The sequence below is a fragment of the Methylobacterium sp. CCH5-D2 genome (assembly GCF_001556475.1).
GTDB lineage: Bacteria > Pseudomonadota > Alphaproteobacteria > Rhizobiales > Beijerinckiaceae > Methylobacterium > Methylobacterium hispanicum.
The window spans coordinates 1-19462 of sequence record NZ_LSIX01000252.1; the positions used below are offsets into that span (position 1 = coordinate 1).

The 19462-nt window shown below is 72.3% G+C and carries 19 protein-coding genes; 5 read left to right on the forward strand and 14 right to left on the reverse strand.

The features are described from left to right. On the reverse strand, nt 1-1551 hold a 1551-nt coding region (locus tag AX737_RS06675), incomplete at its 3' end, for a L,D-transpeptidase family protein (protein WP_156453563.1). A gap of 169 nt (nt 1552-1720) precedes the next feature. Between AX737_RS06675 and AX737_RS06680 the strand changes: the two genes are divergently transcribed. The 4 genes from AX737_RS06680 to AX737_RS06695 all read left to right on the forward strand — a co-directional run bounded on the left by AX737_RS06680 (nt 1721) and on the right by AX737_RS06695 (nt 4748). Continuing rightward, entirely contained in the window at nt 1721-2560 is an 840-nt protein-coding gene (locus AX737_RS06680) for an SDR family NAD(P)-dependent oxidoreductase (protein ID WP_066920035.1), read from the forward strand. 106 nt (nt 2561-2666) lie between these two features. Next, nucleotides 2667-4139 (forward strand): glucose-6-phosphate dehydrogenase, encoded by a 1473-nt coding sequence (gene zwf, locus AX737_RS06685; RefSeq protein ID WP_066920036.1) that lies wholly within the window; start codon nt 2667-2669, stop codon nt 4137-4139. Next, nucleotides 4136-4441 (forward strand): hypothetical protein, encoded by a 306-nt coding sequence (locus AX737_RS06690; protein ID WP_066920037.1) that lies wholly within the window; start codon nt 4136-4138, stop codon nt 4439-4441. Before zwf ends, AX737_RS06690 begins: the two co-directional genes overlap by 4 nt. Before the next feature lie 127 nt (nt 4442-4568). Next, nucleotides 4569-4748, forward strand: a complete 180-nt coding sequence (locus tag AX737_RS06695) for a hypothetical protein (RefSeq protein ID WP_066920038.1) — start codon at nt 4569-4571, stop codon at nt 4746-4748. 6 nt (nt 4749-4754) lie between these two features. Here AX737_RS06695 and AX737_RS06700 read toward each other — a convergent pair whose 3' ends face one another. Next, the gene (locus AX737_RS06700) at nt 4755-6296 is read right to left on the reverse strand and encodes a glucan biosynthesis protein (RefSeq protein WP_066920039.1); all 1542 of its coding nucleotides are present in this window, start codon (nt 6294-6296) and stop codon (nt 4755-4757) included. Nucleotides 6297-6686: 390 nt separating this feature from the next. Here AX737_RS06700 and mdoH point away from each other — a divergent pair, with 390 nt between their 5' ends. After that, a complete protein-coding gene (gene mdoH / locus AX737_RS06705; protein ID WP_066920040.1) occupies nt 6687-8576 on the forward strand; it encodes a glucans biosynthesis glucosyltransferase MdoH in 1890 nt (629 codons plus the stop codon). A 129-nt stretch (nt 8577-8705) separates the two neighbouring features. Here the strand turns inward: mdoH and AX737_RS06710 are convergent, their stop codons facing one another. The 12 genes from AX737_RS06710 to AX737_RS06765 all read right to left on the reverse strand — a co-directional run. Continuing rightward, nucleotides 8706-9194 (reverse strand): hypothetical protein, encoded by a 489-nt coding sequence (locus tag AX737_RS06710; protein WP_066920051.1) that lies wholly within the window; start codon nt 9192-9194, stop codon nt 8706-8708. Nucleotides 9195-9426: 232 nt separating this feature from the next. Further along, nucleotides 9427-9756, reverse strand: a complete 330-nt coding sequence (locus tag AX737_RS06715) for a hypothetical protein (protein WP_066920041.1) — start codon at nt 9754-9756, stop codon at nt 9427-9429. Next, nucleotides 9753-10220: a PTS IIA-like nitrogen regulatory protein PtsN gene (gene ptsN, locus AX737_RS06720; protein WP_066920042.1), complete on the reverse strand. Its 468-nt coding sequence runs from the start codon at nt 10218-10220 to the stop codon at nt 9753-9755. The genes AX737_RS06715 and ptsN overlap by 4 nt, the downstream gene beginning before the upstream one ends. 125 nt (nt 10221-10345) lie before the next feature. Further along, nucleotides 10346-10942, reverse strand: a complete 597-nt coding sequence (raiA, locus tag AX737_RS06725; RefSeq protein ID WP_066920043.1) for a ribosome-associated translation inhibitor RaiA — start codon at nt 10940-10942, stop codon at nt 10346-10348. Nucleotides 10943-11036: 94 nt separating this feature from the next. Further along, on the reverse strand, nt 11037-12599 hold the full coding sequence (gene rpoN / locus AX737_RS06730; protein WP_082772927.1) for an RNA polymerase factor sigma-54: 1563 nt from the start codon (nt 12597-12599) through the stop codon (nt 11037-11039). Between the two features lie 425 nt (nt 12600-13024). Next, nucleotides 13025-13813, reverse strand: a complete 789-nt coding sequence (lptB, locus tag AX737_RS06735; protein ID WP_308445271.1) for an LPS export ABC transporter ATP-binding protein — start codon at nt 13811-13813, stop codon at nt 13025-13027. A gap of 86 nt (nt 13814-13899) precedes the next feature. Further along, nucleotides 13900-14589, reverse strand: a complete 690-nt coding sequence (locus tag AX737_RS06740) for an LptA/OstA family protein (RefSeq protein ID WP_238230034.1) — start codon at nt 14587-14589, stop codon at nt 13900-13902. Nucleotides 14590-14609: 20 nt separating this feature from the next. Continuing rightward, on the reverse strand, nt 14610-15377 hold the full coding sequence (gene lptC, locus AX737_RS06745) for an LPS export ABC transporter periplasmic protein LptC (protein ID WP_066920045.1): 768 nt from the start codon (nt 15375-15377) through the stop codon (nt 14610-14612). Between the two features lie 211 nt (nt 15378-15588). Further along, complete coding sequence (locus tag AX737_RS06750; protein WP_066920046.1) at nt 15589-16212, reverse strand: ribonuclease D; 624 nt, start codon at nt 16210-16212, stop codon at nt 15589-15591. A gap of 327 nt (nt 16213-16539) precedes the next feature. Next, the gene (locus tag AX737_RS06755) at nt 16540-17334 is read right to left on the reverse strand and encodes a TetR family transcriptional regulator (RefSeq protein ID WP_066920047.1); all 795 of its coding nucleotides are present in this window, start codon (nt 17332-17334) and stop codon (nt 16540-16542) included. Nucleotides 17335-17413: 79 nt separating this feature from the next. Further along, the gene (locus AX737_RS06760; RefSeq protein ID WP_066920049.1) at nt 17414-18598 is read right to left on the reverse strand and encodes a patatin-like phospholipase family protein; all 1185 of its coding nucleotides are present in this window, start codon (nt 18596-18598) and stop codon (nt 17414-17416) included. Between the two features lie 467 nt (nt 18599-19065). Continuing rightward, a partial coding sequence (locus AX737_RS06765) for an oxidoreductase C-terminal domain-containing protein (protein WP_280949062.1) occupies nt 19066-19462 on the reverse strand: 397 nt, incomplete at its 5' end.

The window sequence follows — 19462 nt, forward strand, 5'->3', positions numbered from 1 at the left end:
GCGCGCCTGCGTCCCCGCCGCGGCTGGGCGCGCGGGAGCGGGCTTGGTTGCCTCGGAAGGTTTGACGGTGGCCGCCTTGCCCGCATCGGCCGGCGCCCCCGGCGCGTCGAGGCCGTAGATGTCGTCGCGGAAATGGGCGCGCCCGTCCGGCGTGGCGTAGCCGGTCAGGTAGACGAAGGTGACCGGCACGGGCTTGGGCAGCTTGATGTCGCGGCGCTCGCCGTCGGCGATGCCGGTCTCGATCTCGATCGGCCCCCAGGACGAGCCCGGCCCGTTCGGTCCCTCGGTGCCCTGCAGCAGCCAGCCGACGAACTCCTTGACCTGACCCACCCGGACGCAGCCGTGGCTGTGGAAGCGCACGGAGCGGCCGAAGAGCGACTTCGAGGGCGTGTCGTGCATGTAGACCGCGTGACGGTTCGGCATGTCGATCCGCACCTGGCCGAGCGAGTTGTCGAAGCCCGGATCCTGCCGCAGCGTGTAGTTCGCCGCCTTGTTGGTCGACCAGTCGAGCGTGGTCGGATCGACCTCGACGCCGCCGGGGCCGAGGATGCGGATGTGGTTCTTGGCGAGGTAGCCGGGTTCCTTGCGCATCCGCGGGATGATCTCGTTCTTCACCACCGAGATCGGCACGGTCCAGGTCGGGTTGAAGTTGACGTCGGTGATGCGGGTCTCGACCGCGGGCGTGGCCTTGTCGGGGCTGCCGACCACCGCGACGTAGCGGCGCGCGACCTGGCCTCGCTCCACCGCCTCGACCACCGCGGAGGGGATGTTCACCACCACGTAGCGCTCGCCGAAGGGGAAGTTCGAGCCCATCAGGCGCTGGGCCGAGGCGGCGAGCTGGCGCTGACGCACCGCGGCCGGCACGTTCAAGGCCGCGAGGGTCTGGCGGCCGAGGAGCCCTGTCTCGGGCAGGCCGTGCCGGGCCTGGAAGGCCGTGATGGCGGCGATGAGCGGCGGATCGAGCCGGTCGCTCGGGGGCGCGTCCGCGGGCAGGTCGCCGGTGAGCGTGAGGTGATGGCGCAGGGCGGGCACGGCCGGGTTGCTGGCGCCGGGCTTCAGCACGAGGTCGGCCGGCAGAGGCTCCCAGCCGCCCGCCTCCGCGAAGGCTTGATAGCGCTCGGCGGCGCGCAACGTGTCGAGGAAGGTGCGCGGGTTGAGCGTCGGCGTCGGATCGGCCGAGACCTTCGCGTAGACGAGCGGCGCGGGCTCTTTCTTCCGCTGCGCCTCCTTCTGGGCCGCGTCCTTCTGAACGCCGTCCTTGGGCTGGGCCTCCGCGGGTTTCGGCGGGGCGGACTCGGCCTTCCGGTTGGCATCCCTGGCTTGCGCCTCCGCCTTGCGCGGCGCGGGCTCGGCCTCCTTCTGGGCCGAGGCGGGCGCGACCTGCACCGGCACCGGGAGGGGAGCCGGGACCGGCGGGGTGGCCGGCGCCGGGGCGGTCTGCACCTGCGCGGCGGGCTCCGCGGGGGCGTTCTGCGCCGCCGCCGGGCCGAGCGCGATCAGAAGCGCGAGCGGCGCCGCGGCGGCGCGTGCGCAAGCGGACGTCGGGACCATACGCGTGACTCCGGTCGAGATGCCCGCTCGCGGACGGGACGGATCATGGCCGCCGGATGGTTACCAATCCGCTCCGCCCGGCGGCGCGCCTCTGTCCCACTCGACGCGGCGGCCCGGCGCCCCACCCTTCGTCCGACGGTTCAACGGAAGGTCCCGGAGAGTTCGAGCGATGCCCCATCCTGCGATCAGCCCTGGCCGCGCCGCCGTGGTGACGGGGGCCGCGAGCGGCATCGGGCTCGCCGCCGCCAAGGCCTTCGCGGGGGCCGGCATGCACGTCTGGCTGGCCGACCTGCCGGGCGAGGCCCTGGAGGCGGCCCGCGCCGAGGTCGCCGCGCTCGCCGCCGTCGAGGTGCGGGCGGTGGCGACCGATGTCGGGCGGCGCGAGGCCGTCGAGGCCTTGCGCGACGCGGTCGCGCGCTCGGGCCCGCCCGCGGTAGTCATGCTGAATGCCGGGATCGAGGCCGGCGGACGCCTGTTCTCGGACGCGGAGACCTGGGCCCGCATCCTCGACACGAATCTCTGGGGCGTGATCAACGGCGTGCAGGCCTTCGCCCCCGGCATGATCGAGGGCGGCCAGCCGGGCGCGCTCATCGTCACCGGCTCGAAGCAGGGCATCACCACGCCGCCCGGCAACACGCCCTACAACGTGTCGAAGGCGGGCGTGAAAGCCCTCACCGAGGCGCTCGCCCACGACCTGCGCGGGCGCGAGAGCTGCCGCACCAGCGCCCACCTGCTGATCCCGGGCTTCGTCTACACGGGCCTCACCCGGGCCCGCGGGGTGGCCGAGAAGCCCCCTGGCGCCTGGACGCCGGAGGAGACCGTGGCCTTCATGCTGGAGCGGCTGGAGGCCGGCGACTTCTACATCCTCTGCCCGGACAACGAGACCACGACGGAGCAGGACCGGCGCCGCATCGCCTGGGCGGCGGGCGACATCATCGAGAACCGCCCCGCCCTCTCCCGCTGGCACCCGGACTACGCCGAGGCGTTCCGACAGCATATGGAGCGCTGACGTCGCCCTCGGGGCCAGTGGGGCCGGCTGGCGAAGGCTTTGCTAAGGCGTATAAGCCGCAGAGTTGCCCGGGATCTTCAGGGCCGTCAGCACACGGGAGCCGCCCTTGGCCACGATCATCCCCGTCGCCTCCTTCGACTGCGTCGTGTTCGGCGCGACCGGCGACCTGACGACCCGCAAGCTCCTGCCGGCCCTGTTCTACCGCTTTCAGGACGGGCAGATCCCCGGCACCAGCCGCATCATCGGCGCCTCGCGCACCGACATCGCTGCCGAGACGTTCCGCGAGCGCGCCCGCGACGCGATCAAGCGCTTCGTGCCGCCCCAGGACATCCGCGAGGGCGCGCTCGATGCCTTCATCGACCATCTCGACTACGTGATGATCGACGGCGCGGGCGAGGAGGGTTGGGCCGAACTCACCGCCAAGCTGAACGAGCGGCCCGACCAGGTGCGGCCCTACTACCTCGCCACCTCGCCCGACCTCTACGGCCCGATCTGCCGCAACCTCGCGAGCCACGGGCTGATCGGCGAGAAATCGCGCGTCGTACTGGAGAAGCCGATCGGCAAGGACCTGAAATCGGCCCGCGCCATCAACGACGCGGTGGGCGAGGTCTTCCCCGAGACGCAGATCTACCGGATCGACCATTACCTGGGGAAGGAGACCGTCCAGAACCTGCTGGCGCTGCGCTTCGCCAACACGATCTTCGAGCGGCTCTGGACCGCCGACGTGATCGACCACGTCCAGATCACGGTGGCGGAGACGGTGGGCGTCGAGGGCCGGGCCGGCTACTACGACCGGTCGGGTGCACTCCGCGACATGCTACAGAACCACCTGCTGCAGCTCCTCTGCCTCACCGCGATGGAGAGCCCGCTCAACCTCGACGCCAACGCGGTGCGCGACGAGAAGCTGAAGGTCTTGCGCGCCCTGAAACCCATCACGCCGAACGACGTGCAGCAGGTTACCGTGCGCGGCCAGTACGGCGCGGGCGCCGTCGCGGGCAAGCCGGTCGAGAGCTACGCCACCGAGCTGGAGGGCCCGAGCCGGACCGAGACGTTCGTGGCCATGAAGGTCGAGGTGCAGTCCTGGCGCTGGGCGGGCGTGCCGTTCTACCTGCGCACCGGCAAGCGCATGCCCCAGAAGCTCTCCGAGATCGTGGTGCAGTTCCGCGCCTCGCCCTTCTCGATCTTCCCCGAGGAATCGTTCGGGCGCGAGCCGAACCGTCTCGTCATCCGCCTGCAGCCGCAGGAGGGCATGAAGCTCGAGGTGATGACGAAGGATCCGGGCCCCGGCGGCATGCGCCTGAGGCCGACCAACCTCGACATTTCCTTCGAGGAAACCTTCAAGCAGCGCTACCCCGACGCCTACGAGCGGCTGCTGATGGACGTGGTACGCGGCAACGCCACCCTGTTCATGCGCCGTGACGAGGTCGAGGCAGCCTGGGCCTGGGCCGACGGCGTGCTCAAGGCCTGGTCCGACCGCCCGGAGGCGCCGCGCCCCTACCCGGCGGGCACCTGGGGGCCGACCTCAGCCATCGCGCTGATCGAGCGCGACGGCCGCACCTGGCACGAGGAACTGCGATGAGAGGGTGCGCGCTCGGATCGGCACTCGGACTGCTCTGCCTCGCGGCGTGGCCGGCCCTCGCCCAGCCGCGCCCCGACGTCACGGCGATGACCTGCGCCGAGGCGCAGGCCCTCGTGGCGCGGGCGGGCGCCATCGTGGTCACCACGGGCCCCGCGACCTACACGCGGGCGGTGCGCGACGTCGGCTTCTGCGTCGTCGAGAAATCGACGCAGCCGGACTACGAGCGGACGCGGGATGTGCCGAACTGCTTCATCGGCTACCGCTGCGTCGATCCGTTCTCGGAAGGCCGCGACGGCCCCTGAGGAGGGGAGGGCGCCCAACGGCCAAGCTGCCGGAATCCGGCCCTCGGCTCTCCTTGTTACGGACATGCGCGCCCCGGATCGTACCCGGACGAGCCCCCAAGGGGGCCGAACGGGGTTCGGGGCATCCATGTCCGAGTTCGACGCCATCCGTCTGCAACTGTCGGTCGCCGCGGCCCTGCAGGCGATCGCCACCGTCCGCGCCGAGCGCGAGACGCCCGCCACGCACGCCGCCCGCCGGCAACTCGGCGCGATCCACGTCGCGACGCGCCTGCGCAAGCGCCTGGAGCGCGAGCGGCGGACGGGCTGAGCCCGCTCAGGCCGGCGCGTCCCAGGTCTCGCTGATCCGATCGCCGTCCCGCTCCAGGTGTGCCCGCAGGATCACGTCGCCGGGCGGCAGCGGCGCGGGCGGGCGCCACTCCACGTAGATGCGCCAGCCGCCGGTCTGCGGCACGGGCGCCGCGACCGGTTCGACCATCTCGCCCGCGCTCGCCGAGACCACCGCCCGGACGCGCGCGTCATGGTCCCGCGGCAGGTTCGGGCCCTCGAAATCGATCGCGTAGAGCCGCCGCTCCGGGCTTGGCGGCTGGGTCGGGCGCAGGCGCTCGGCCGAGCCGACGCGGGTCGAGACCACGCGCGCGAGATCGCCGGGCAACGCCCCGGTCGGCTCCGCTCCCACGGTGGTCAGGCGGTAGGCGAGGCGCAGCGGTTTGCCGGCTTCCAAGGGCGTGGCCGGCACGAAGGCCGCCACGATGTTGTCCATGTACTCCTCGCGCGAGGGGATCTCGAAGAGCTGCACGGCGCCGTCCGCGAAGGCGCCGCCGGGCCGCGGCGAGGCCCCGGCCGCGACCATCTCGGGGCGCGCCTCCGCCTCGACCGGCTCGATCCAGTGGCCCGGCCGGGCCTCGTGCCGGGCCTCGACGTCGAGATAGGCGGCAAAATTCCGCTCCCGCTGCAGCAGGCCGAAGCCGCGCAGGGGGGCTGCCCGGAAGGCCGAGATCTGCGGTGCCGGGCGCCCGTTCACCAGCGGGCGCCAGAGCCGTTCGCCACCGGCCGCCACGGCGAGCCCGTCCGAATCGTGCACTTCGGGCCGGAAATCGTCGAAGGGTTGGGCATTGCGGGCGCCCGGCCCGCTCTCTCCATGCAGGAACATGCTGGTCAGCGGCGCGAGCCCGACCTTGTCGAGCCTCCGGCGGGGATGGAGCGAGGCGGTCACGGTCATGCGGGACGGGTCGCCGGGCGCGATCTCGAACCGGTAGGCACCCGCCACGCTCGGCGCGTCGAGGAGCGACAGCACCGTGAGGGTGCGCGCCTCCGGTTCCGGTTCGCAGATCCAGTGGGCGACGAAGTCCGGGAACTCCTCGCCCTCGGGCGCGCCCGTGCCGATGGCGAGCCCGCGGGCCGAGAGTCCGTATTCCTGCCCGTCCCCGCGCAGGCGGAAATACGAGGCGCCGAGGAAGACCAGGAACTCTTCCTGGAAGCCGGGCGGGCGGTCCTTCGGCGCGTCCGCGAAGACGTAGTGCAGGCGGAAGCCCGCGAAGCCGAGATCGGGTGCGAAGCGCTGGCCGGCCAGGTCCTTGCCGAGGTCGAACAGGCGCTGGTCGTAGGCCACGGGGCGCGGCGCGCCGTCCCGCGGCTGCACGAAGAGCCGCACGCGCTTCCTCTGCAGGAAGCCGCGGTGGAAGAGTTGCGCGCTGAAGTTCCGCCCGAGGCGCAGCGCTTCCGCGGGACGGAAGACGATGCGGCGATAGCCGTCGTAGCTCAGCGCGGCGAGCGCGGGCGGCAGGTCGTCCGCCGGGGCGGCGTAGGGGGCGGCGGCGAGGCGTTGCGCCTGCGCCACCACGCCCTCGAAGGTCATCGGACCGGCCTCAGGCGCGGGATTCGGGACGGGCGCGGCCTCCTGTGCCATCGTTCTGGCGGCATTCAGGTCGATGGCGCTAGGAAAGATCGCGCCGGCAGCAGCGGTCGCGGCCGTCCGAAGAACGGAGCGGCGGGAGGGGGAACGTGAATCGTCCGGCGGCGGCCTGTCCCGCCGCTCCGGCCCCTGCCCTTCGCCACGCTCGAAGGCGTCCTCGCTCATCACGTTCTCCGCGGTCCCCGATGGCGGCCGTGCAGCCCTCTCGTCCGAGTCTCACCCGCCATGCTCACCACTCCGTCGCCGCATGAGACACCCGACGCGCCGCGCGCGGACGACCTCCGTGCAGGCCGCCCGTCGGCGACCGCGGAAGCCGTCACGGAAGCTTGGCAGGTGGAGTCCGGAACCCCCGGCGGCAAGGCCCCGCCGGATGGCAAGGCCCCGCTGGATGGCAAGCGGCCGCGGGCGTCCCGCGTCCTGCTGCGTCGACGCCTCGCCCTGGGGCTGCCCGCGCTCGCCACGGGCGCGGCCATCGCGGCGCTCGCCGCCGCCGCCTACCCGGCGACGGGCTGGCTCGGCGCCCTCGTGCTCGGCCTGTTCTGCGTGCTGATGGCGTGGCAATCCTTCACCGCCTGGCAGTACCTCTACGGCCTGATCGCGGCCGGCTTCGGGGACCGCGCCAAGTCTCTCCTGGAGCTGCGCTCGGACGGGCCGGTGCCCGCCCCGAGCGGCCGCAGCCGCACGGCCGCGGTCGTGGCGATCCACGCGGAGGACGCGGTCGCGGTCTTCGCGGGGCTTCGCGTCATGGCCCGCTCGCTCGCCCGCGCGGGTGCCGAGGACATCGACCTCTTCGTGCTCTCCGACACCCGCGACGGCGCCATCGCGGCGGTGGAGGAGCACGAGTTCGCCCGCATCCAGGCCTGGCGGGAGAGCGCCGGCCCCGACCTGCCGGTGATCCGTTACCGCCGCCGCACCGAGAATATCGGCCGCAAGGCCGGCAACATCGGCGAGTTCTGCGAGACCTACGGGCCCGAATACGACTTCATGATCGTGCTCGACGCCGACAGCCTGATGACCGGCGCCGCCATGCGCCGCCTGGTCGGGCTGATGGAGGAGAATCCCCGTGTCGGCCTGATCCAGACCGTCTCGTACGCGGCCGGGCGCGACACGCTGTTCGCCCGCGTGCAGCAATTCGCGGTGCGGCTCTACGCGCCGCTGGCGCTGCGCTGCCTCGAGACCTGGCAGGGGCCGGACGGCAGCTACTGGGGGCACAACGCGATCCTGCGCATCGAGGCCTTCGCCAGCAACGCCGCGCTTCCCGTGCTGCCGGGCAAGGCCCCGCTCGGCGGCGAGATCCTCTGCCACGACATCGTCGAGGGCGCGCTGCTGCGCCGGGCCGGCTGGGAGGTCCGCCTCGTCCCGGAGATGGGCGGCACCTGGGAGGAGATGCCGACGAACCTCGTCGATCTGCTCGGGCGCGAGCGCCGCTGGTGCCAGGGCAACCTGCAGCACCTCTCGGTGCTGCCCTGGCGGGGGCTTCGGGCGGCGAGCCGCTGGCACCTCGCGGTCGGCATCCTCTCCTACCTGATGCTGCCGCTCTGGATCGCCTTCCTGGGCCTGGGCACCTGGCAGGCGGCGCGGACCGGCGACCTCGGCCTCATCGGCTACGGGCTCACCGGCACCGGGGCCGCCGCCCATGTGCTCGCCGCCCTGACCGTCGCGGTGCTGGCCCTGCCGAAGCTCCTGAGCCTGGGCCATGTGCTGGTGTCCCCTGAGCGCCGCGCCGCCTTCGGGGGCACGCGGAGCCTGCTCGCCAGCGCGGCGCTGGAGCAGCTCGTCTGGGTGGTGCTCTGGCCGGTGATGACCCTGTTCACCGCGGGCGCCGTGGTCTCGACCTTCTTCGGCCGGGTGGTGCGCTGGGACGCGCAGGTGCGCGATGACCGCCGGGTGCCGTGGAGCGAGGCGTTCCGCCTCCAGGCCGACGCGGTGGTGGTCGGCGCGGTGCTGGCGCTGGGCCTCGCGCTCGCGGGCGACCCGGTCCTCGCCCTGTGGATGGCGCCGCTGGCGCTGGCGCTGATCACCAGCCCGGTCCAGAGCGTGGTGACGAGCAGCGCCGAGCTCGGCCGGCTGTCGCGCCTGCGCGGTCTGTTCCTCACCGCGGACGACACGGCCCAGGCCCCGGAACTCGCCGAGCTGCACCAGACCCGCGCGCTGCCCGCCCCCGCCAAGCCGGCCCATCGCGAGCCGCAGCCGGTGGTCCTCCTGGCAACCGACGAGGCCTGAGATCCGCGCGATTCCCAAGGGCCGAGGCCGTTTCGGCGCCTGCAGGCGGGGTCCCGGAATGGAGGTTCCAGATGCAGGGTTTCACCCTACACCCACCAAAGGTCTCGGACCTCTGGAATCCGGGACCTCCTACTTCCGTTCCAGCACCTGGATCGGGTTCGTCCGATCGCTCGCCGCGGGCTCCTGCGTGAGCGAGCTGGAGCCCGGCTTGCGCTCCTGCGGGGCCTGGCCCTTGACCGAGCCGGGGCCGCCGACCGCGGTGCCGGAGGCGCCGGTCTGGGACGGCACGGTGCCGCTCGCCAGTTCCAGGCAGGTCACCATCTCGACGTAGGACGGGTAGCCGCCCGCTTCGAACTGGCTCTGGCACTGTTTCTTCGCGGCCGGCGTGTAGTCGCCCCAGCGGCGCTCGGCCTCCTTCCGGGCCTCCCGCTCCGAGCGGAGACAACCCTTGCGGCTATCCTCCTCGGAGGCGCTGGAGCCGATATCGACGCGGCCGGCGCTCTTGCAGGTCTTCTCGATGTCGAGGTCCGGGACCGCGTCGGCGCGGGCCGCGCCTGCGAGGCAGCCGAGGAGCGCGAGGGCGGCGGCGCACGTCGGGGCGGAGCGGAACGGTTTCATGGTGGTGAACTCCGGCGCGGGGTCGGGCCCGGCGCGGAAGCCGGGCGCATCGTGCCGGCACAACGCTCAAGGCGCCCGTTCGTCGCCGCCGCAGCCGTGAATTTCCCCCGCGGCCCGGCCGGCGCGCCTCAGAGGGGCGCCGCCCTGGGCCAGCGCCCGCGCGGCACCGGGGAGCGCGGCGGCGGGCACGAGGAGCGGCAGGCCGGTCGTCAGGTCGCCGGGGTTTCGAGGCTCAGTTGCCCCGGCAGCGCGCCTTGATGGCGCCGGCGAACTCGCGCTCGGAGCCCTGGACCTGGGCGAGCCGCTCGTTGCGTTCCGAGCCCGACAGGCAGCGACCGTAGACGCTGGCGACGCGCCGCATCGTGTCGATGTGGCGTCGCCAGATCCGGCAGTTCTTGGCCTCGTCGCCGTCCGCCTGCTCCAGCTGGTCGATGGCCTGGCGCTGCATCGACTGGGCGACCAGCACGTCGCGCGGGCAGGTGCCGTCGGCCGCACTCTGCGCGCCGGCGCCGGCCGGGATCAGGGCGAGCGCCAGGGTCGCGAGAAGAAGAGGACGGGTCATGCCGCCTGAGGTGCCGGGGTGTGGGTGAGCAGGGCGTAGAGGGCGCTGGCGTCCCGGGCGGCGCGGATGCGCTCCAGGATGCCGGGCTCGCGCAGGACGCGGGCGACCTGGGCCAGGGCCTTCAGGTGGTCGGCGCCCGCCCCCTCGGGTGCGAGCAGCAGGAAGGCGATGTCGACGGGCTGCCCGTCGAGCGCCTCGAAATCCACGGGCTTCTCCAGCCGCGCGACGAGACCGAACAGGCGGTCGAAGCCCGGCAGCTTGCCGTGCGGGATCGCGACGCCGTCGCCGATGCCGGTCGAGCCCAGACGCTCGCGCTGGAGCAGGGTCTCGAACACCTCGCGCTCGTCGAGGCCGGGCAGGCGGCGGGCCGCCTGCGCGCTCAGCTCCTGCAGGACCTGCTTCTTGGCGCGGGCGCGCAACGACGGCACCACGGAATCCGGATCGAGGAATTCCAGGATTGGCATGGGAGGACCGTTGCCCCTTTGGCCGGATCCGGAGGGACCCTGGGCCGTCACCTGGGGCCGGTCCGGCCGGCCCCTCGAGTCTCAATCACCGGCCTGAAGGGCGGTTCCGGATCCGTCCCGGTGCCTCAGGCAGCCTCGGGCGGATCGACCCATCCGATCGCGCCGTCGCTGCGCCGGTATACGACGTTGATGCGGCCGGTGCCAGCGTGCACGAAGACGAGGACCGGGGCGCCCGTGAGATCGAGGGCGGTGACCGCCTCGCTGACCGAGTGCCGCTTGAGGGTCCGGGTGCTCTCCGCGACGATCGGCGGGTGCTCGGCCCCGTCCTCCTCCTGCACCTCCTCGGGCTCCTCGTCCTCGGGTGCGGCGAAGACCGCGTAGGCCGCCTCGACCGCGCCGTTGGTCTGGGCGGCCGCGTGGTCCTTCAGGCGGTGCTTGTAGCGGCGCAGGCGCTTCTCGAGCCGGTCGGCGGTCTGCTCGAAGCTCGCGCGGGGGTCGTGGGCGGCGCTGGTCGCCTCCAGGGTCAGGCCCGAGACGAGGTGGATGACGCAGTCCGTGCGGTAGGCGGTGCCGTCGCGCCTGAGGGTGACGTGGCCCGTGCAGGTGCCACTCATGTGGCTGTCGAGGTACTTCGAAAGCGTCGCCGCCATCCGATCCTCGACGCGCCCGCGCAGTGCTTCCCCGAGGTCCAGGCCGTGGCCCGTGACGCGCAACGCCCCCATGTTTCCTCCGCTCAGAACAGGTGTGGCAGGAGAGTTAAGGAGCCGGCTCGCCGGAAGTCAACGGAGGTGCAGCCGAAGCAGGCGGAGCTGCGCCTCAGCGTAACGCGACCGCCCCGGCCGGGGCGCCGCCCTGTCCGTACTGGGCCCGGCGGCGCTCGATCGAGGAGGGAATCCGCAAGGATTCCCGGTATTTGGCGACCGTGCGGCGGGCGATGTCGACGCCCTCGCTCCTGAGCTTCTGCACCAGCGCGTCGTCGGAGAGCACGTCGTTCGGGGTCTCGCCATCGACGAGTTGCTTGATCCGGTGGCGCACCGCCTCCGAGGAGTGGGCGGCCGCGCCCGCCGCGCCCGGGATCGCCGCGGTGAAGAAGTACTTCATCTCAAGCGTGCCCCGGCTCGTGCCGATCGCCTTGTTGGAGGTGACGCGCGAGACGGTCGACTCGTGCATGCCGATCGCCTCGGCCACCGTCTTCAGGTTCAGCGGGCGCAGGTGGGAGACCCCGTGCAGGAAGAATCCGTCCTGCTGGCGCACGATCTCGGTGGCGACCTTCAGGATGGTGCGGGCGCGCTGCTCCAGGCTGCGGGTGAGCCAGTTCGCGGTCTGCAGGCAGTCGGAGAGGAAGGCCTTGTCGGTGTCGCTGGCAGCGCCCCGGGCGACGCGCGCGTAGTAGCTCTGGTTGACCAGCACCCGCGGCAGGGTCTCGCCGTTGAGTTCGACCAGCCAGGAGCCGTCGGGGGCCGCGCGCACGAACACGTCGGGGATCAGCACCTCGACGGCGCCGGCGCCGAAGGCCCGGCCGGGCTTCGGGTCGAGCCGGCGGATCTCGGAGAGCATCTCGACCAGATCCTCGTCGTCCACCCCGCAGAGGCGGCGCAAGGCGGCGAAGTCGCGCTTGGCCACGAGGTCGAGGCGCGAGACCAGCGCCTGCATGGCGGGGTCGAAGCGGTCCTGCTCGCGCAGCTGGATCGCGAGGCACTCGGCGAGGTCGCGTGCGCCCACGCCCGAGGGCTCGAAGCCCTGGATCAGCCGGAGGATCCCCGCCACCCGGTCGAGGTCGGCGCCCAGGCGCTCGGCCACGGTCTCGATCGATTCGCGCAGGTAGCCGGCATCGTCGATCGCGTCGATCAGGAAGCCGCCGATCAGGCGATCCACCGGATCGCGGGTCGCAAGTTCGAGCTGGCCGGAGAGGTGCTCGCGCAGCGAGGTCTCGGCGGTGAGGCTCGCCTCGAAGTCCGGCGCCTGCGCGTCGAAGCTGCCGCCGGTGCTGCCGTAGGGGGCGGGGGTGAGCGCCAGCATGTCCCCGGACTGACCCTCGGCCCGGGCCTCGGCCGGCGCGTCGTCCGGAAAGACGTTGTCGAGGCGGGTCTCGAAGCCGGCGTCGATCTCGCCGCGGGCCGGGTCGAGCTCCGGCGCCGACCACGAATCATCGGACCCTTCGAGATCGGCCCGCGGCTCGGCGTAGGGCTCGGCATTCTCGGCGCCCTCAGCCGGTCCGGTCTCGGCGCGCTCCAGCAGCGGGTTCCGCTCCAGCTCGGTCTCGACGTAGGCGGCGAGATCGAGCTGCGAGAGCTGGAGCAGCTTGATCGCCTGCAGAAGCTGTGGCGTCATCACCAGGGCCTGGCCCTGGCGCATCTCCAGCCGTTGCAGCAGACTCATGCCATGCCCTGCCTGTTCGAGAAGACAGCCCAGCCCCGGGCTCGCACCGTACCGGCACGTTTCTTGCTTGTTGCTTTTGTTAGGTCTAGCGCCTTCCGGCCCGCGCGTCAAAGCGCGGCGTCGGTTTTCCGCCGCGGAAGTGCTGGCCGCACATGGCCCGACCGTGCCGGTGCCGACCTGCGCCAGCGCCGCTTAAGGGAAGATGTGCGCGCGATCGGTCTCCGCGCGGAGATGCATCGTCTCCCGGGGAGCCTGTGACGGCACTCTCCCGGCCGGGTGGCTTCGTACCGGTTTCGGTTGAATGGTTCGGTCAGGCGCTCACCACCGCCATCCCGGGTTCCGCTGCGCGACCCCAGTATGACGGCTGACGGAGCGCACCGAAGGGATCGACCGGAGACGGTATCGAGGGCCGCGCCAGCCCGAGCCTACAGCCGGAAATCCTCGCCGAGGTAGAGGCGGCGCGCGTCGGGGTTCGCCACGATCTCTTCGGGCGTTCCCTCGGTGAGGATGCGGCCCGAATGCGCGATGTAGGCGCGGTCGATCAGCCCCAGCGTCTCGCGCACGTTGTGGTCGGTGATCAGCACGCCGAGGCCGCGCTGCTTGAGGTGTTTCACCAGATCTTGGATGTCGCCCACCGCGATCGGGTCGATGCCCGCGAACGGCTCGTCGAGCAGCATGAAGGTCGGCGAGGAGGCGAGCGCGCGGGCGATCTCGCAGCGACGGCGCTCGCCGCCCGACAGCGCGATCGAGGGCGACTTGCGCAGGCGCGCGATGTCGAACTCCTCCAGCAGGGATTCGAGCTTGCGCTCGCGCTCCTTCCGGTCGGGCTCGGCCACCTCGAGCACGGCCCGGATGTTGTCCTCGACCGAGAGGCCCCGGAAGATCGAGGCCTCCTGGGGCAGGTAACCGATGCCGAGGCGCGCGCGCTGGTACATCGGCAGTTGGGTTATCGGCAGGCCGTCGAGGGTGATGTGGCCGCGATCCGCCGTGACCAGCCCGGTGATCATGTAGAAGATCGTGGTCTTGCCGGCGCCGTTCGGTCCGAGCAGACCCACCGCCTCGCCGGTGCGCACGGTCAACCCGGCCTCGTGCACAACGGTGCGGGCGCCGTAGCTCTTGCGCAGGCCGCGCACGCTGAGGATGCCGGGGCCGCCCTCGACGGGCTCGGACGCGCCCTCGGCGGCGCGCGCGCGGCCGAACAGCCGCCCGAGCAGGGAGGGGCGCCGCGCCGCCGCGGCCGGCGGCGCACCCGATGGCGTGCCCGGCGCCGCGGCGCCGGCATCGAACGACACGGCCTCGCTCAATTGGCCTGGGCCCGCGCCCGGGTCGCGTCCGGCTCGCCCGGCTTCGGTGCGGGTTTGGCGACGGCCGGCTGGGCGCAGCCCTTGGAGCCGGCGCCCTTCGCCTCGGCCTTCTCGCCCGGTACGAACATGGCCGAGACGCGCCCGCCCGCGACCGGGTCCATGTTCGCCCGGCCGGTGTTCATGTCGTAGACGAGGCGCGAGCCGCGGGTGACGTTCTGGCACTGGCTCAGCACGACGTTGCCGGTGAGCACGATGCGCTTGGCCGCCTGATCGAACACGGCGCTGTCGCCGGTGGCGACCTGATCCTTCTGCACCACCGTCACGGGGCCGGCGCACTCGACCTTCTGGATGCCGTTCTCGGGCGTGGCGCGGGCCTCCTCGGCCGGCTTCTCGGCGGCCTTGTCCTTCTGGGCGTCCTTCTCCTTGCCGCGCTTGTAGTGCACGGTCATGGTCGAGCAGCGGATGGTGCTGTCGCCCTGCACCGCCACCACGTTGCCGGCGAAGACCGCCTTGTTCTCGCGGTCGAACACGTCGAGCCGGTCGGCGTCGATCTTGATCGGCTCCTTGCCGCTGCCGCCGAAGCCGCCGAGCGGGGACTCCTTCTGGGCCGCCGGAGCGGCCGGGGCCGTTGCGGCCGGGCCGGCGATCAGGATCGCGGCGAGGAGGACGAGGGGCACGGGTCTCATGCACGGTCTCACGGACGCTCTCATGGCCGGCCGTCCTGCGGCTCGGCCGCCGAGGTCAGGGTCCGCAGGGTCTCGCCATCGACCGTGGGGCCGACATCGCCGCCTGGCCGGGAGCGCGCCGGCCTGGCCGCCTTGTCCTCGCCGTGGAACACGGTTCGGACGTTGCCGATGAAGGAGATGACGCGGCCGTTCTCGACCACGTCGAGACTGTCGGCGGCCACGGAGCCGCTCGGCACCGTCACGGTGACGGGCTCCTTCGAGACGACGCTGCCCGCCTTGAAGTTCACGGAAGCCGAGATCAGGCGCGCCTCCTCGCCCTTGTCGGTCCAGATCCGGATGTCGCGGTTGAGGTCGAGCGATTCGCGCGCGGTGTCGAACAGGCCGGTCGCGGCCTCCAGCCGGGCGAGCCCGCCCCGGTCGTCGGTGGCGATGTGGCCCCGCATGGTCTCGAGCTCGATCAGGCTGGGCTTGCGCATGTCCTGGAGCGCGGCCGCCGCCGTGACCTCGTAGCCGCGGTCCCCCTTGCGGAAGCCCGAGAGGCGGGGATTGTCCATCCGCACCTTCGTGCCCGAGAGGGTGACCGGGCCGACGCTGACGCTCGGGATCGCGGCGCCGAAGGGGTTGAAGACCAGGGCGGCGACCGCGATGACCGCGCCCGCCGCGACCACCGGGATCACCCGCCGGAGCGTGCGGACCCGGGCGCTGTGCCGGTGGGCGCGGGCATGCGCGCGCGTGCGCCGGGCGTTGCCGCCGGCCCCGTTCGTCCCGATCGCGTCGACCACCTGCATGGACCTGTCCGTGCGGCGCGCCCCTGGGCGCGAATGCGTGGAAGGGCTGCCCCCGTGAGCCCGCCGCCGGATGCGCCCGGGCGATGGCGAAGTTATGGCTCAAGCGTTTCCGAAACTTCAACCATGGCGCGCGTTTGGCGGCCAGCGCGGCAGAGTGCGGAGTGGAGGCCCCGTACCGGGATGTGCGCCCCGGCACGCCGATCGGGCGGGTTCAGGCGTGCGCGAAGATGTCGGTCTCGGGCCAGCCGTCGAGGTCGAGCCGGGCGCGGGTCGGCAGGAAGGCGAAGCAGGCGGCGGCGAGATCGGTGCGGCCCTCGCGGGCAAGCATCTGGTCGAGGCGCGCGCGGGCGGCGTGGAGGTGCAGCACGTCGGAGGCCGCGTAGTCGAGCTGGGCCTGGCTCAGGGTCTCGGCGCCCCAGTCAGAGGATTGCTGCTGCTTCGAGAGATCGACGCCCACGAGTTCGCGCACCACGTCCTTCAGCCCGTGCCGGTCGGTGTAGGTGCGGGCGAGCTTCGAGGCGATCTTGGTGCAGTAGACCGGGGCCGGCATCACGCCGAGGCGACGATAGAGCACCGCCAGGTCGAAGCGGGCGAAGTGGAAGATCTTCAGGACTTGGCTGTCGGCCAGCACGCGCTTCAGGTTCGCCGGCTCCGGTCCGTCGAGCGGGATCTGCACGACGTCCGCCGAGCCGTCGCCGGTCGAGATCTGCACGACGCAGAGCCGGTCCCGATGCGGGTTGAGGCCGAGCGTCTCGGTATCGATGGCGATGGCCGCGCCCGGCGCGTAGCCCTCGGGCAGGTCGCCCCGGTGGAGGCGGACGGTGGGGCTCGGCATCGGCGCGGACTTTTCGGTAGAGGCTTGGGACAGCGAGGTTATTTTGCCGGTAGCACCCGCGATGCGGGCGGACAAGGGAGACGTCCCTGCGGCAGAAGACCGGATCCGATATTCGCCGCCACCGGTCTCCGCAGACCTCGACAGATGAAGCGCGACCTTTTCCCGGACGCCTGGAACGGAGTGGAAGGTGATCCGGGACCCAGCGACGGTGCAGGATCAGGACGCTTCGCGTCTCCCTATGCTGGGTCCCGGATCACCCTCCGCTGGCGCTCCGGGCGTCCGGGAGAGGGCGCGGTGCAGGTCGGGCACCGCGCTCTCGGGCTTCGCTCAGATCGCCGCGGCCGGGTCCGACTCCTCCCCGTCCTCCCGCGGGCGCTCGCGGCGGCGCTCCCGGCGCTCCAGCACGGCGCGGCCGAGCGCCCGCAGCGGGGCGGTCAGCCGGCGCACGTCCTCGGCCCGCTCCATGAAGCGCTCGCCGTTGCGGATCTCGCGGTCGAGCCGGGCCATGGTGCGGGCGAGCGCCGGGTCGTCGTCCTCCAGCCAGGTCTCGGTCACGCGCGCGAAGGCGATGACCACGCCCTGCAGCTTCACCCGGCCGAGCGGCCCCTCCGTGTCGATACCGGCCGCGGCCAGCATGTAGCGGTGCGAGTTGAGCATCACGCCGTTCAGCGCCAGCATGGTGAGCGGGTCGCCGCGCAGCGCGTAGGAGATCCGGCGCAGGGCCGGCTTGTAGGGCGTCATCGCGTCGAGGCGGCGCATCAGCACGTCGAACAGGCGCTCGCGCGTCGGCTCGTCGGCGAGGTCGGCGTTGTCCTCGGCCAGCACCTTGCGGTCGATGATGCGGGTGAGGCCGCCGAGCACCGCGCCCTTCGAGGGGTAGAGCTCGCGCAGCTCGGCGAGCGTCAGCCCCGCCTCGCGGGCGATGTCGCCGATCTCGATGTCGTTCCACGGCTGCTCGGCGGCGAGCCGCATCAGCGCCTCGACGGCTGCCTCGCGCGGCGGCAGCTTCGGGGCCTCGGGCGCAGCCTCCGCCCCGCCGCGGGGGCCGGCCTTCTGGGCCGTCTTGCGGCCCTTGGATCCCGTGGGGCCCGCGTTCGGGCTCTCGCCTGCGCTCTCGCTCATCGGGTGATCCGCTCCTCGTCTCGGTCTGTCCCCCGGATCTAGGTGGCGGGTGCCCGCATTGCGAGCGGAGGGCGGCGCTTCAGCGCGCCGCCTCGGCCGCCACGGTCTTCAGGATGGGGGCCGCCGGCACGCTGTGCTCCCAGAAGCGGCCGGTGCGGCCCTTCTCGTAGCCCGCGTTGTAGAGCGCGCGCATGTAGCCGGTGTCGAAGCCGCGCGCCGTCGAGGCGTTCGGCGCCGCCTCGTCGATGTAGGTGAGGTTGAAGCCGATCCGGTTCGCCTTGGCGAAGGCGTAGGTCGCCGTCAGCGTGGCGCGGCTGCGGGCGCGGCTCGCCGTGGTGAAGGAGCGCTCGACGATCGCGAGCGTGTTGTTCCGCGTCACGTCGAACTCGGGCTCGAGGCGCCCGTTGATCACCACGTAGATGTCGGCCTTGCCGGCGGTGCGCAGCCGCCCCTCCTGCACCAGCAGCGACTGGGGCAGGGTGAAGACCGGCGTGACCACCGAGCCGTCCACGTGCAGCTCCTGGAAGCCGGCGTTCCCCGCCTGCACGTCGATGAGCTGGGGCGGGAACACCGCCGGGATGCTGGCCGAGGCGGTCAGGACGTCGCGGAACAGATCGACGGCGTTCGGCGCACCGCTCGCGGCGATCGCGCCCATGTTCCAGATCACGGCGCGCTGCGAATCGAGGTTGGCCGTCACGACCAGCAGGCGCCGGCCCTTGGCATGCTCCTCGGCCACCGCCCGGAGCAGGTCCGCGTTGACGTAGCGGCCGATCAGGTTGCGCAGGCGCCCGTCGCCGAACAGGCCGGAGCCGAACAGCACGTTGGTGATGTTGGGCGACTGCACCAGGGTCTCGGCGACGCCGCTGGTGTAGAACTCGGTGAGGTAGGGGTCGTAGGCCGGACCCAGGAAGGCGAAGGGCGCGATCAGCGCGCCCGTGCTCACGCCCGAGACCATGTTGAACTCGGGGCGCGTGCCGGAGGCCGTCCAGCCGTTGAGCACACCCGCCCCGTAGGCGCCGTCGCCGCCGCCGCCCGAGAGGGCGAGGTAGCTGAAGCTGCGACTCTTCGCCTTCGGTGCGGCCAGCGCCGTGAAGGTCTCGACCGCCGCGTCCGAGTAGACCCGGGCGTCCGGTATGTTCGGCACGGTCGCGGCCGCTGACTGCGCGGCCGTGTAGGCGGTGCGCGGCAGCGAGGAGCAGGCCGCGAGCTGGCCCGCGAACCCGAGCGCGAGGAGGCCGCGGAAAAGTGTGGATCGACGCGTCATGACCCTTGTCCCGAGACTCGTTCTCGAACCCGTGCCAGCCCCTAACGAAGCTTGAGCGTTCAGGTTCGCGCGGTCAATGACACGCGTGGTTGGGCGCAGCATTCACGTCACACCTGTTGCAGCGCGACAGCGGTCGGACGAACGAGGTCCGGATGGTTAATTTCACGTGAAAACCGTGCGCCCTCCCGGAGCCTGTCTGACCGCCTCGCAGCGCCTAGCGATGCGCGAACCACCCCTTTCCCGGCCCTTCGGGCCTGCACGCCCGGAGCGCCAGCGGAGGGTGATCCGGGATCGAGCACAAGAAGGCGCGAAGCGTCATGATCCTGCGACGCGGCCGGAGATCGAGCCGCTTCGCGGCACCTCGCCTGCTGGATCCCGGATCACCTTCCACTGCGTTCCAGGCGTGCAGGCCCGAAGGGCCCGGAAAGGGGGCGGAGAATCCTCCGGAGCGGAGGTAAAACAGGCTCTCAGGCGCGCGTCGCCAGCGCCTTCAGGTCGAAGCCGGGATCGGCGGCCTGCTCCGGGGTGAGCGGCGTGCCCGCAGCGAGCAGGCGCCGGGCCAGCATGTGATCGCCCGCCCGGTTGACCGACTCGACCGCGGCGAGCCGCCCGCCTCGGAAGCGGAAGACCGAGAAGGCCGCCTCCGTGCCGCGTCGCACGCCCGCGTCACCGGGCGCGCCGAGACCCGCGATCTGGAGCTTGTGCGGCCCCTGGTCGCTCCAGAACCAGGGCACCGCGGCGTAGGGCGCTGGCCGCCCGGCGAGGCGTGCGGCGAGGCAGCGGCCCTGGTCGATCGCGTTCTGCACGGACTCGATCCGTACGGTGCCGTCAGCCGAGAGGCCGTGGGCGAAGCGGGTCGGGAAG

Bases quoted from the DNA above. Each gene is read 5' to 3' on its own strand.
- AX737_RS06715 (WP_066920041.1), bottom strand. From the start codon at position 9,756: ATGACCCGTCCTCTTCTTCTCGCGACCCTGGCGCTCGCCCTGATCCCG.
- ptsN (WP_066920042.1), bottom strand. From the start codon at position 10,220: ATGCCAATCCTGGAATTCCTCGATCCGGATTCCGTGGTGCCGTCGTTG.
- AX737_RS06750 (WP_066920046.1), bottom strand. From the start codon at position 16,212: ATGCCGAGCCCCACCGTCCGCCTCCACCGGGGCGACCTGCCCGAGGGC.
- rpoN (WP_082772927.1), bottom strand. From the start codon at position 12,599: ATGAGTCTGCTGCAACGGCTGGAGATGCGCCAGGGCCAGGCCCTGGTG.
- raiA (WP_066920043.1), bottom strand. From the start codon at position 10,942: ATGGGGGCGTTGCGCGTCACGGGCCACGGCCTGGACCTCGGGGAAGCA.
- lptC (WP_066920045.1), bottom strand. From the start codon at position 15,377: ATGCAGGTGGTCGACGCGATCGGGACGAACGGGGCCGGCGGCAACGCC.
- AX737_RS06710 (WP_066920051.1), bottom strand. From the start codon at position 9,194: ATGAAACCGTTCCGCTCCGCCCCGACGTGCGCCGCCGCCCTCGCGCTC.
- AX737_RS06700 (WP_066920039.1), bottom strand. From the start codon at position 6,296: ATGACCTTCGAGGGCGTGGTGGCGCAGGCGCAACGCCTCGCCGCCGCC.
- AX737_RS06755 (WP_066920047.1), bottom strand. From the start codon at position 17,334: ATGAGCGAGAGCGCAGGCGAGAGCCCGAACGCGGGCCCCACGGGATCC.
- AX737_RS06695 (WP_066920038.1), top strand. From the start codon at position 4,569: ATGTCCGAGTTCGACGCCATCCGTCTGCAACTGTCGGTCGCCGCGGCC.
- AX737_RS06690 (WP_066920037.1), top strand. From the start codon at position 4,136: ATGAGAGGGTGCGCGCTCGGATCGGCACTCGGACTGCTCTGCCTCGCG.
- AX737_RS06760 (WP_066920049.1), bottom strand. From the start codon at position 18,598: ATGACGCGTCGATCCACACTTTTCCGCGGCCTCCTCGCGCTCGGGTTC.
- AX737_RS06680 (WP_066920035.1), top strand. From the start codon at position 1,721: ATGCCCCATCCTGCGATCAGCCCTGGCCGCGCCGCCGTGGTGACGGGG.
- AX737_RS06740 (WP_238230034.1), bottom strand. From the start codon at position 14,589: ATGAGACCCGTGCCCCTCGTCCTCCTCGCCGCGATCCTGATCGCCGGC.